This is a genomic window from Streptococcus parasuis, from assembly GCF_021654455.1.
GTDB lineage: Bacteria > Bacillota > Bacilli > Lactobacillales > Streptococcaceae > Streptococcus > Streptococcus parasuis.
Genome location: NZ_AP024276.1, coordinates 1714941 through 1727260, shown reverse-complemented (window position 1 = coordinate 1727260; position 12320 = coordinate 1714941). Strand labels below are relative to the sequence as shown.

At 35.9% G+C, this 12320-nt stretch carries 8 protein-coding genes and 1 pseudogene; all 9 read left to right on the top strand.

From position 1 onward, the window contains the following. Positions 1 to 3: 3 nt before the first annotated feature. The 9 genes and pseudogenes from L6410_RS08675 (at position 4) to L6410_RS08635 (ending at position 12272) form a co-directional block, all read left to right on the top strand. Positions 4 to 1881, top strand: coding sequence for an AAA family ATPase (locus L6410_RS08675; protein ID WP_237395335.1), 1878 nt, complete (start codon positions 4 to 6; stop codon positions 1879 to 1881). Continuing rightward, a complete protein-coding gene (locus L6410_RS08670) occupies positions 1881 to 2471 on the top strand; it encodes a hypothetical protein (RefSeq protein WP_222381558.1) in 591 nt (196 codons plus the stop codon). The genes L6410_RS08675 and L6410_RS08670 overlap by 1 nt, the downstream gene beginning before the upstream one ends. Further along, a complete protein-coding gene (locus L6410_RS08665) occupies positions 2464 to 3528 on the top strand; it encodes a hypothetical protein (protein WP_222381557.1) in 1065 nt (354 codons plus the stop codon). The genes L6410_RS08670 and L6410_RS08665 overlap by 8 nt, the downstream gene beginning before the upstream one ends. Positions 3529 to 3543: 15 nt before the next feature. Further along, positions 3544 to 4776 (top strand): DNA cytosine methyltransferase, encoded by a 1233-nt coding sequence (locus L6410_RS08660; RefSeq protein WP_237395334.1) that lies wholly within the window; start codon positions 3544 to 3546, stop codon positions 4774 to 4776. A 66-nt stretch (positions 4777 to 4842) separates the two neighbouring features. Further along, entirely contained in the window at positions 4843 to 6417 is a 1575-nt protein-coding gene (locus L6410_RS08655) for a hypothetical protein (protein WP_237395333.1), read from the top strand. Positions 6418 to 6486: 69 nt separating this feature from the next. After that, a pseudogene (locus tag L6410_RS08650) lies at positions 6487 to 9194 on the top strand (TOTE conflict system archaeo-eukaryotic primase domain-containing protein). Positions 9195 to 9309: 115 nt separating this feature from the next. Beyond that, on the top strand, positions 9310 to 10032 hold the full coding sequence (locus tag L6410_RS08645) for a spr1630 family ClpXP-sensitive toxin (protein WP_024391052.1): 723 nt from the start codon (positions 9310 to 9312) through the stop codon (positions 10030 to 10032). A gap of 12 nt (positions 10033 to 10044) precedes the next feature. Continuing rightward, complete coding sequence (locus L6410_RS08640; protein ID WP_024391051.1) at positions 10045 to 11199, top strand: spr1629 family repressor/antitoxin; 1155 nt, start codon at positions 10045 to 10047, stop codon at positions 11197 to 11199. Between the two features lie 14 nt (positions 11200 to 11213). Then, positions 11214 to 12272: an MmcQ/YjbR family DNA-binding protein gene (locus L6410_RS08635; RefSeq protein WP_237395332.1), complete on the top strand. Its 1059-nt coding sequence runs from the start codon at positions 11214 to 11216 to the stop codon at positions 12270 to 12272. The last annotated feature ends 48 nt before the right edge of the window (positions 12273 to 12320 follow it).

Here is a 12320-nt window from a genome sequence, read left to right as displayed (position 1 = left end):
CAGATGGAAACATTTAATTTACCCGTTCTAAAAAAAATGATAATTAATAATTATGACTTGTATACTTGTCCGTTAGAACTCGAATTTTCAGAAACATTAAATTTAATTAGAGGAACTAACGGGACAGGAAAAAGTACATTGTTACATATAATTTTATATTCCATAATTGGTCCCTATACTTATGGTATTAAATTTAAAAATTATAAAAATCGTAAAAAAGCGAATCGTCCAATGCTCAAGGAGAATTTTTTTAGAGATAGAATGATTCAAAAGCAAGAAGATGCAGAAGTCATAGTTGAGTTTGATATTGCTGGAAAATTGTTTAAAGTTAAGCGTAGCCTTTATAATACTGAGTTACTAGAATTTTCGGTAGATAATGAAGTATACGATAAAAAAGACTATAAAACAATTACTTATCAACGTTATGAAAAGAAATACTCTGAAGAAGATAATGAGGAACTAAGTGAGATTGAAAGCTATTTGATAGGTGTTTATAATCAAAAAATAGCAGAAGCAACTAATGTTCCTGATGGTTTTAATACGTTAGTTGATATGTTTACGGACACCATTTTCTTCAGTGAAGATAGACATTATTCGTTTTGGAATTCGGATAAGCAACAAAAAATAATCGGTTCGTATATATTGAGTTCAGATGATTATATACGATATAGAGAAGCGGTTTCAGAAACTCAGTACAGACAAAGTAAATATAAACAACGTAGTGAGGCTTTGAATTATGCTAATAAATTTTTAAATGCTGAGCAGCAAGGTAATTCAGAAATCGAGAACATTCAAGAAACGAAGGATGAATTGGAAAACAAACTAAGTCGACTTGATAGCGAGCAGAGAAGTATTAATATAAGCATTAGCAAAAATCAGACGAATCTGATTGGTTTGAAAAAAAAGTATGAGAAATTTTATGATGAGCAGAAGAGAGTAGAAGAAAAATACTATTCTATTTTATTTGAGCCTGATTATAAAAAAATATACAGTAAGTATATTAATGCAATGAAATCCAACAGATGTCCTTTTTGTAATAGTAAACATGAGTTTGAGTTGGACAGTCAAAATTGTATTATGTGTGATGAGAAATTAAAATCCTTGGAAAAGGGAAATTTATCTGATTTAGATATTGAACGGAAGAAAATTTCTGATAGCATAAAGCAAATAAAATTAGAGATAGAAAAATTAAATAACCAAATTGAGACAGACGAAACGAGACTAAGAATTTTAAAAAGCCAGTTGATTGAAACACAACAAAAATTTAATAAAATAAATTTAGTCTCTAAAGATTACTTGGGGGAAGACAAAAATAGATTAGCTATTTTAGAAAACCAAAAAGAAGACGCGCTAATGGAGTTGAAGAGTGCTCAACAAAAAGAACGGGAGTTGAAAATAATTATTGAGCAGTCTCTGTCTGAGAAATTTGTTGATTTTTCTGATCAGTTTATAAAATTCGCAAAAGGTTTTTTTGGTTCTAATCGTGAGATAGAATTGAGGCTACCCAAAAAATCTATGGATGATTATGAAGAGGGATTGATCCAACTTATTTTGGATGATGTCCTAAGAGATGATAAGATGACTCTATCGGAATCACAGCGGATATTTGTTGATTTATCTTATCGTTTTTCTATATTATGTCATTTCCATAAAAATTCTTTATTTTTATGTGAGACTCCCGATAGTTCTCTTGATTTATATCATGAGAAAAATGCTGTTGCCACTCTTAAATATTACATAAATAAAGGTAATTCCCTTTTTATCACTTCAAATGAGCGATCAAGTTATCTTATTGATGGACTGATGGATGAGTATGGAGATGTTGTTAATATAATTGATTTAACGAAACTTTCAAGATATAGAATTAAGGAGACAGTATAGTGAGTGATTCATTTCGTGAAACAATTTTATTATTCGTTTTTTCTATTAGCCAAATTAGAAAGAAAATAAATATAAATACCTTACAAAGATATTTGTATTTATACTATATAACAGGGCAATTTTTACAGGAAGAGGTGAAAAGTGAAGTTACTGTATATACAGATAGACACTTTGGGATTAAAATTTCAGGCTTTTCAGAGGAAATCGATCGATTAGTAGCTACAGATTTTTTATCAAGAGAAACTACTACTGTATGCCCAAATGCTAAATTAGTGAACTGGGGAAACTCATTGTCGCCAGATGGTTTATCTGCTGAAAAATTAAAAGAGATTCAATCCTTTGTAAATTTATTGACTTCGTATGACGATGATACTGTTTTTTCATTACTTTTTGAAGAACCAAGTGTTAAAAGTGCTAAGAATAGAAACATAGAAGTTTCGGTCTCCAATAGCGAATTATCAGAACTATTAAATACATTTTATGATAGTATAACAGAACAGACTATTGAAAAGTATGATGTTTTAAGTCATTGGTTAAATTTCATTATACAGCATATCCAAAATGATAAGCGAGGTGAAACTGTTGATTGACATCAATAATAGTTTTTTAAATAGCAAGTCAACTATTTTACCAAATGAAGCTGAGTTTACGATTCTTACGAGTCTATATTTTGATGAGCAACTACAGAAAAAGTCTTTTATATTAGTAATTGATAAATTAGACGGCTTACTATCATTAAAAAATCAAATACATAAAGAAATATCTTCAAATTTTTCCAATGATTCTTTAAATATCTTTTCTCTTAAGAGTCAAAAGATAACTAACGAAAAAACTCCGTTGATTGTTGATAGTAACAGTTCTCATCTTAAGAACCAAGCTCTAGAAAAGAGTAATGAAGGTTGTGCAGGAGTTTATTGTCAAACTAATAATGGAGTAGAATATTTTATAAATGGGAATACTGATCCAAATTTTCAATATTTCTTTGAAGAAAAAAAGAAATCCCATGAAGAAAATTTAAATAAATATGATCTATGTAACTTACCGATGGTGTTCCAAAAATATCAAGCCTTACGAAAAATTGAGAAACCGGATGTTTTTTTGAAAGAAGGTACTGATAAAATTAATAGTTCATTATCTGAGCAGGATTTTCGAAATGATTTATGGGAATTTCTTAGAGAACATATGAAAGGTGTTGTCACAAAGGAAGAGAATACTTACTCTAAGGATGATGAAGAGTCTGTGGATTTGGCAATTAGAAATAAAGATAACCAGATGACCATCATAGAGGTAAAGTTTATTATTCAAAGAAAATATTTTGATATTGATTCTAAAGATGGGTATTCACATTATCGATTTGGAGACGGATATTTACAATTAAATAAATATTGCGATCATCTTGAAGCTGACGAGCAAGAAATTTATCAAACGTATCTTTACATGTTTTATGCTCATGATAATCCAGAAAAAATTAAAGAGAAATGTAATGAATATTACGAAAAAGTTAGTAAAGGAGAATATAAGGATAGCAAGCAGATTTATAAGAAATTTCCTAATTTTTGTAATGGCTTCAGAAACTCTTATCGGGGGACATTTTTAGATAATCTTTTAGAAAGGTTTGACTATCTAATTGTTAATGGATCTAATTAGAAAGCAGGTGCTTACATGACAAATTCTGTAAGTTCACGCCAGCAGGAGAAGTTTGCTATTGCAGCATTCTTTTCTGGTGTTGGTGGAATTGAGTTGGGCTTTGAGCAGACCAACGAGTTCAGAGTGGTGTATGCCAACGAATTTGATAAGTATGCCAGACAGACTTATCAGTTGAATTACCCAGATACTTATCTGGATGGGCGTGATATTCACGCAGTATTGCCAGAGGAAATTCCTTCGGAAACAGTCGATGTGATTGTTGGAGGTTTTCCTTGTCAGGCCTTTAGTATTGCAGGGTACCGCAAGGGGTTTGAAGATGACCGAGGCGACCTTTTCTTTGAGTTGCTTCGTATGATTGAAGCCAAGAAACCCAAGGCGATTTTTGTCGAGAATGTGAAGAACATGGTTTCACATGACCACGGGAATACCTTCAAGGTTATCCGTGAAGCCTTGACCGAGAACAATTATTTCATCAAGTGGAAAGTGTTGAACGGCAAGGATTATGGCAATATTCCGCAAAATCGCGAAAGGATCTATATTGTTGGTTTTGATAATAAGGAAGCCTACGAAAAATTCGAGTTTCCAGAGGAGATTAAGTTGACCACTGGGCTTCAAGATGTTATTGATTTTGGGGCAAAACCAGAGGAAAATTACTATTATCGTCAAGGGAAACAGCCCTTCTTTGAAGAGTTGAAGCACGCTGTGACCAGTCAAGATACGGTTTACCAATGGCGACGCCAATATGTCAGGGAAAACAAAAATGGTGTTGTACCAACTTTAACAGCAAATATGGGAACAGGTGGACACAATGTTCCCCTCATTTTGACAGATACTGGGGAAATTCGCAAGCTGACACCAAAAGAAACCTTTAACGTTCAAGGTTATCCCAAGACCTTTAAAATTCCAGAAGGTGTATCCAACGGCCAGCTCTATAAACAGGCTGGAAACAGCGTTGTTGTACCAGTTATCAAGCGGATTGCAGATAAAATTGCTGAAGCAATGAAAACTACCAAAGGTATATCACAGTTGGAGCGAACAGGAAATGTTGCGATTATCTATACCAAGATGAATGGTCAGTTTGAAGGACAGTCCTATGTGAAAGATTTTGTTGAGAACTATGACGAAGCAATAGCTAAGTTAGATGGGTACAATGACGGTTTAGGAATTTTGTCAGATGAAGACTATTTACGCTTGGTCAAAAAAGGCGGTCACTTGGAATTTTATAGCATTGCCGTTACGAATAATTAAATAGAGGGCTAGTAGAAACTAGTCTTCTTTTGCTATACTATAATTAAGAACAAAGAGGTACAGTCTATGTGGGAAAAGTTAAAATCAGAGCATAAAGAAAAGTATCGAACATTGATTACGAATTTTGCAAGTCTTAGTGAGGCATTTTCTCAAAAATCAGAAACAGCTGAGGAAGATGATACATTTCAATATGTCGCACCAATTATTAATTCAAAGTTTCAAGAAACGGTTTTTCAACGGGCATTTCATGCAGTTGGTGAGGATATTGCAAATACTTCTTTTGATGCATCTGTTGTAGTTGACAATCACCATAAGTATTTAGTTGGAATAAAGTCATTTGGTATTCAATCAGGGGATCAAAAAGTCGCCCAATTTAAAAAAGATTCTCAAGGATGGACAGAAACGCTACAAAAGATTAAGTTTAATGCATCAATTGCGCTAGATAAAGCAACTGCTGATAAAAATAATTATCCACTTTATGAAAGTTTAGCCGTGGAAATTTCAAGACTTCGAAATCAACGAATAGAATCTTCAAAAGCACAAATTCGTGGTTTTGCTTCGGATTCAACGGTTGAGTCTGTTTACCATGTCTTAATGCCAACAGCAAAAGGAACCAAGCCACAAATATTTGTAGGGGAAACCAGTTACCTTCCGATTGATGTGGAAAATTTGCAGATTAAGGGAGCGACCAGTCTAAAAACTCCTACAAATTTTGTCTTTACAGATGGTCAACATGATTACAAATATACTGCAGCAGATAGCCAACTTCACATGACCTTCCATAACAAAGAAATAGTGGTAGATACCTGGGATGTGGACTATGTGGAAGATCCATTTTATATTTTTGAAAATCTACACACTTTATCAACAGGCGAGAAAGAAGACCAAGTTATTGATACAGTTTCATGGGTCATTACAGACAAGCATGGCCATGTTGAAGAAAATTCAGGCTTTAACGCCTTTAATGGTGGAGCTAAGTTAGCTAAAAAAGATAGACTATCACGCATTCAGAGAATCCAAGAGGAATTTTCGGGTCAGCTCACTTCGGAAGAACTGGCATTTGTGACTTATTCATTGGAAGAAATTTTATTGAAAAAGTGGTCCACTAAAGAAGAGAAAGCTGAGATGAAGAAAATTCGCTCGGACTTGATGAATTTTGTTAATGAATCGGGAGTTGAAAAGTTATCTGAAAAACTGGAGAAATTGGTTTACCGTCCTGTTAGTGAAGTTTATATTCCACTTCCGGATTCTAAAAAGTTTCATGATGCTCGACCAGACTTTTTCGGTCACAATGTAGGAACATTTGATGAAACGGGGAAGAAGCTCGCCTTGACAAAAGAAGAACGAACATTCACACTTCGTTTTCTATCATCAGGAGATGCCATCCAAGCCTATATCAACCAAGAATCAGGTAAGGCTATTCAGTCGGTTGACAAACAAGATATTCTTGGAGAGTGGTTGTTAAGAGGTGTATTCCAATTGGCTGAGCGTGAAGTACTGACTGGGAAAAAATTGGAGTCTCTCGAAATAAATGGTATTCGATTATCCAAATTCAAAAATGGCGAAATTGGGATTGAGTTTATCTGGATTGATACTGAGAATCCACCAGCAGATGCGATTGGTTGGGTAACTAGGAAATAGTATTAGCGTATACGATGTAAAAATATCATCTTGATTGATAGTCTCGATAGGCAATTTGGAGGAACTCACATGTCTTATTATTATGAAAAATCAACGGGTAAGGTTGCAAAGCATCTTGCTCGTTTTCCCTATTATACTACCGATAAGATTCTGAATTTAATGCAATTTCAAGATGACAAACAGCAATTTCTGATTAGTGACAAGCATTTGTATGATTACTTTGAAGAACAAAAACATCAACTAAGTAGCGATGAAAAACTCTCCATTCTGTTCAGCCTATTTAAGGGACGTGTAGATGTTTATGCGAAATCTTATATTGATGAAAATGGAAAAATCAACTATTTTCCTTCTTACAACTATGGTTGGAAAAAACTTCCTGTTGAAAAGAGAACTTGTCAACCCTTGACCAAACAGGTATTGTTGACTCACCTACGTGGCGAAATCAGTATTGGAATTTTTCCAATGAGTCTATCAGACACGTGTTCCTTTTTGGCAATTGATTTTGATAAAAATAATTGGAGAGAAGAGGTCTCCATTCTAAGAGATACAGCAGAACAATATGGTTTTGAGGGGCATATTGAAATCTCTCGTTCGGGCAACGGTGCCCACCTCTGGTTTTTCTTCGAGGAAGAAATTGCTTGTCAGCAAGCAAGAAATGTTGGGAAACGATTGCTGGAATTGGCTATGCAGGAGTCAAAAGATATTCGCTTTTCTTCATTTGACCGTATGTTTCCAAATCAAGATATTCTGCCCAAGGGAGGATTTGGCAATCTTATCGCACTGCCCTTACAAGGGGAAGCTTTCAAGAAGGGAAGAACCGTTTTTGTTGATAAACATTTTCAGCCCTTTTCTGAACAATGGACCTATCTTCAACAGGTTCAAAAGATTGGACAGAAGAAAATTCTAGATTTCTTAGGACAGGAGTTTTCGGATTCTGTAGATGATACAGTATTAGATTGTAGCTTATCAAACGTTATTCAAGTTGAGAAGAGGGCTATTTCTTCAAAAACAAATTACTTATTGAGAAAGCTGGCATCTTTTCTTAACCCTGAATTTTATCTAAAACAAGCGACCAGACAACCAACCTATCAGACTCCAAAACGCATCTATTTATTTGAAGAAACAAACGAAGCCTTGCATCTTCCAAGAGGAATACTTGCTAAGCTACAGGAAATCTTTGAAACGGTAACTATTAGGGACAATCGCAACAGTTTGTCTCCGATTCAGATTTCTTTCAAAGGGAGGTTGCGTTTTGAGCAGGAACTTGCTTTGGCAGATTTATTAGCTAGTGAGAATGGCTTGCTATGTGCTGAAACAGGTTTCGGGAAGACAGTTTTAGGGGCAGCCTTGATTGCCAAGAGGAAATGTAGAACGATTATCTTAGTTCACAATCGTCAACTGTTGGAGCAGTGGTTGGAAAGGTTGGGTGAATTTTTAGAGATTGAAGAGGAAGATGCAGTTCGCTATACTCCTTCAGGGCGTGTAAAAGTAATAGGGCATATTGGGCAATATGGGGCTTCTAAAAAATGGAGGAGTAAATTGGTGGATGTGGTTATGATTCAATCCCTCTTCCAATTGGACGCTATTTCCGCCTTTTTGTCGGACTACGATATGATGATTGTAGATGAATGCCATCATGTGACAGCCTTGCAGTTTGAAAAAGTAGTTGCTCAATTTGCTGGTCAATATCTATATGGCTTAACAGCAACGCCAGAACGCAAAAACGGGCACCAACCGATTGTCTTTCAACGTATTGGTCCAATTTTACATACTGCTCAATCAGGTCAATACGATTTTAAAAAGAAGTTACTACTTCGTCTAACATCTTTTGGGAAATTGGACTTGGAACAGTCGAATAGTACGAACTTTGCATCCCTTAATGATTGGCTTGCCAAAGATTTACATCGCAATACTTTGATTGTGCAAGATATTTTCAAACTATATCAAGAAAAGCGAAATATCCTTGTCTTAGTCAATCGACGAGAACATATAGAACTATTGGAAAAGCTACTTATTGAAAAAGAAATGACCAATATTTTTTGTCTGAGTGGAGCGAGTAAAAGAAGAGATACGAAAGAACTCCTGAAAAGAATCAGTGAGCTAGATGAGAATAGTCCATTTGTCCTCATTTCAACAGGAAAATTTATTGGAGAGGGCTTCGATATGCCAAAGTTGGATACACTAATTTTGGCAGCTCCTTTGTCTTGGAAAAATAACCTCATACAGTATGCAGGGCGACTTCACCGTCCCTATCAAGGCAAAACTGAGGTGAGAATAGTTGATTATCTAGATATACACGTTCCTTATCTTGAAAAAATGTACCAGAAACGTCAGATAGCCTATCGAAAAATGGCATACCAAGTTGGTGAAAAGGAGCAAACCCAAGTATTATTCAGTGGTAGGGACTACGAGGAGAAATTTAGAGAGGATTTGCGGAACACACGTTCAACAGTCCATTTACAATTGCATTCGTTTTCGTCTAGTAAGATTCAGGAATTATTGGGACTGCTTCTGGAAAACAAGTCGTTATTCATATTTCCAAAAGCCATAAGTTAAGTGAGTGGCTAACGGGGATAAATAGTAACAATGTAAAAGTGAAGCTTGTATCAGAAAGGATAGATACGGCCACAGTCATCATAGATAGTAATCTCGTTTGGTATGGCAATTTATCCCCCTTTACTTATCAGTCGGATGACCAAGCTAGTTTGTTGAGATTGGAAAGTCAATCTATTGCAACTGAGTTGCTTGAAAAATTTGAGAATTCAAATATTAAATAAAAAAAATCCGAATACTGTTCTGTTCGGACGTTTCTTTAAAAAAAGAACCATATTTGTATTAAAATTTAATATTTTGTATAAAAATATGATAAAATAATGAAAAATGGAGGTGCATATGGAAAAAGAAGTGTTTACTCCCGATCAAAGTCAATCTATTGTAGATGCTATATTGAAGGGATACAAGTCCTATCTTGATGAGCGAATTGAAAAGAGAAGAACAATGCATGTTTCTGCTGGTTATGCTTGGACTAAAGCTAATCATATAGATGATGCTCTTGCGACTGCAAACCTAAATTTTATTGATAAATTTGAGTTGAAACATGCGGGTCAATCTTGGGAATTTTTAGAATTTAACTCAGAAAATCAACTATTAGGACGTGTATGTTTTGTTTTAAAAGGTCTTACTCGCTTGCGGCAGGTTTTTCCAACAGCAGTAAAAAGTGGAAAGGGCTATTTATTTGACTATGCTCAAATTAATACAAGTTACCTAGAAAATCTTTCAAGGAATACAGATGAAAGTACGCTTTTCCCTGTTCAGATGGAATTGTTTGATGACAATTTATTTGAACTTTTGAATCGGTCTGAACAATCTATCAATAACTTTTTCTTTATCACATATCAGGCTGATGAATTACATCACTTGACCAATATTCAAGTTATCATGCCTGATTCAAGAACTGGGAAATTGATTGAAATTCAAAATTTATCAACATTTATTTCTACAAGTAATGTCGATTTTAACGATGAAAAATATCAAGAGTTACAAGGCTTATCAGAGATTGATGATGTAGCTGATTTTGAGATTATACCACGTCTTGCTTCAGAAAAAGAAGCTTAGAAAGGCAAAAAAATGTTCAATGGTTCAAGACTGGAAGAATTACGACTTCTGAATGGCCTTACACGTGCAGATTTGGCAAGAGAGCTTGAAGTGACCGAACAGGCTATATGGCAATTTGAAACTGGAGTTACACTTCCAAAAATGAAAAATAAGATAACAATGGCTCGTTTTTTTCAGGTTGAAGTTGACTATTTTGATGCTGTTGATAAGAATGGTTCATTCTCACTAAGTCGCATTGCCTTTCGGAATGCAGACCTTGAGGCCAAAAAAACCATCCATATCCAAATGGTATATTTGGAAAAAATGAATCAGATGATAGATTATTTGGAGAACTTTGTATCCATTCCTAATCAAATAATTTACCAGTTAGTTGATAGTATTGAGCAAAAACTTCATCAACATGAATCACTTGAGTTTATTGCTGATTATGCTAGAGAGGTATTGGCAGTATCAGTTGATAATGCCAATCTCCTCTATAGTTTGGAAAAATCTGGGATATACATTTCAGAGAGATTAATCAATGGAAATGCGGATGCCTATAGTGCTTGGTCACGTAATGGTCGACCTTTTATCGTTTTGGGACTGGGAAAATCAGCGGTACGACGTAATTTTGATTTAGCACATGAACTAGGGCATCTACTCTTGCACAACCAAGTAGATTTTGAGGAACTGTCAAAAGAAGAATTAGAGGAAAAAGAGAAAGAAGCCAATCAATTCGCCTCCTATTTCCTGTTACCTAGGAAACAATTTTTAATGGATTTTGTGAATATTGTAGGTAAGCGTGTCAGCAATCCTGATCAATATATCTTGTTAAAAAAACGTTTTGGTGTCTCAATTCAAGCGCTTGAATATAGAGCCTACAAGCTTGGCTTACTGACTCCACAGCAAAATTCTTATTTCTATAGGCAGATTTCAAAAAAAGGATATAAAGCAGTTGAGCCGCTAGATTTGGAAATTCCCTTAAAGAAACCAAGTAAAATCAGAAGTATCTTAGATGTCATCCTTTCAAACAATCTTTTAACTCTGTCAGATATTGAACGAAATCAGAGGGTATCAAAGAATTTCATCAGTCAATTATTTTCATTTGATGTGAAATTTTTTGATAAGTATTTGCTTCAATTAGATACGTTTGATAATGTAATTCCATTGTTTTCTAGAAAACAATGATGGGGAGTAGAGTAATGAACAAAACCAATTCTTACCAAATCAACCTCCCCTCCCTCCTCCCTTTCGGGTTTTATTTCGCCGACAATCGTTACACCTACCGTGAGGTGTTCATGGAGGGGCAGTTTGAGGCGGTGGTGGAGGTTGATGAGGCTGGTCAGCTGTCGTCCTTTGTCTGGGATTGTGAGATGGAGGAGGTCTATACCGCCCATCTGGTGACTGCGCCAGCAGGGGCTTTTGTGGGGCAGGTGAGAGAAAGCTATCAGTCCATTTTGGCTCGGGTAGAGGAGGCTTGTTGTGTTGCTCTGCCATTTTCCAAAAATCAAAGCAACCGCATAGCCCAGCTCATCAAGGAGAAGTGGGGGGAACTTCCTGATTATCCCTTTGCCAAGTCACCAGAGACGGGGGCTTTTCGCCATCCTGCCAATAGCAAGTGGTACGCTTTGGTGACTCAGGTCAAGCGGGGACAGCTGGATGGGAGCGCTGACCAAGAGTTGGTGGAGATTGTCAATCTCAAGGTCGATGGTCGGGAAATAGCAGAGCTGCTAAGTCAGTCGGGCATTTTTCCAGCCTATCACATGTCTAAGAAGTCTTGGGTGTCGGTCTTGCTGAATGATACTGTGGAGGACCAGGCGATTTTGGCCCTCCTTGAGAAAAGTCGCTATCAGGTTGGTCCCAAATCCTACAAGGCGGAGCAAGGGCCTGATTACTGGGTCATTCCTGCCAATCCAAAGGTCTATGATATTGATACCGAGTTTGCGGAAAATAAGATAGTCTATTGGCCACAAAAATCAACCATTCAAGCTGGAGATATTGTAGCTATCTATGTGACGGCGCCTGTACAGGCTATTCGCTATGTCTGCCGTGTCTTGGGGGCGAACTTAGAAAATCGAGGGGAATCTGACATTCCTACAGAGAAGAAAGTCATGCAAGTGGAATTGATTGCCCAGCTATCTGATGCAGTCTTGCCGAGGGAGCGTATGTTGGACTTAGGTGTCAAGGCGGTACGTGGTCCTAGACGTCTCACAAAGGAGTTGATAGACGTTCTGACATCGGAAGTGATAAATATTTATTAAATTATCAGAATATTTAATAAAAATCTTTACATCTGCAAAAAAAGCGGT

Bases quoted from the DNA above. Each gene is read 5' to 3' on its own strand.
- L6410_RS08675 (WP_237395335.1), top strand. From the start codon at position 4: ATGGAAACATTTAATTTACCCGTTCTAAAAAAAATGATAATTAATAAT.
- L6410_RS08660 (WP_237395334.1), top strand. From the start codon at position 3,544: ATGACAAATTCTGTAAGTTCACGCCAGCAGGAGAAGTTTGCTATTGCA.
- L6410_RS08655 (WP_237395333.1), top strand. From the start codon at position 4,843: ATGTGGGAAAAGTTAAAATCAGAGCATAAAGAAAAGTATCGAACATTG.
- L6410_RS08645 (WP_024391052.1), top strand. From the start codon at position 9,310: ATGGAAAAAGAAGTGTTTACTCCCGATCAAAGTCAATCTATTGTAGAT.
- L6410_RS08640 (WP_024391051.1), top strand. From the start codon at position 10,045: ATGTTCAATGGTTCAAGACTGGAAGAATTACGACTTCTGAATGGCCTT.
- L6410_RS08635 (WP_237395332.1), top strand. From the start codon at position 11,214: ATGAACAAAACCAATTCTTACCAAATCAACCTCCCCTCCCTCCTCCCT.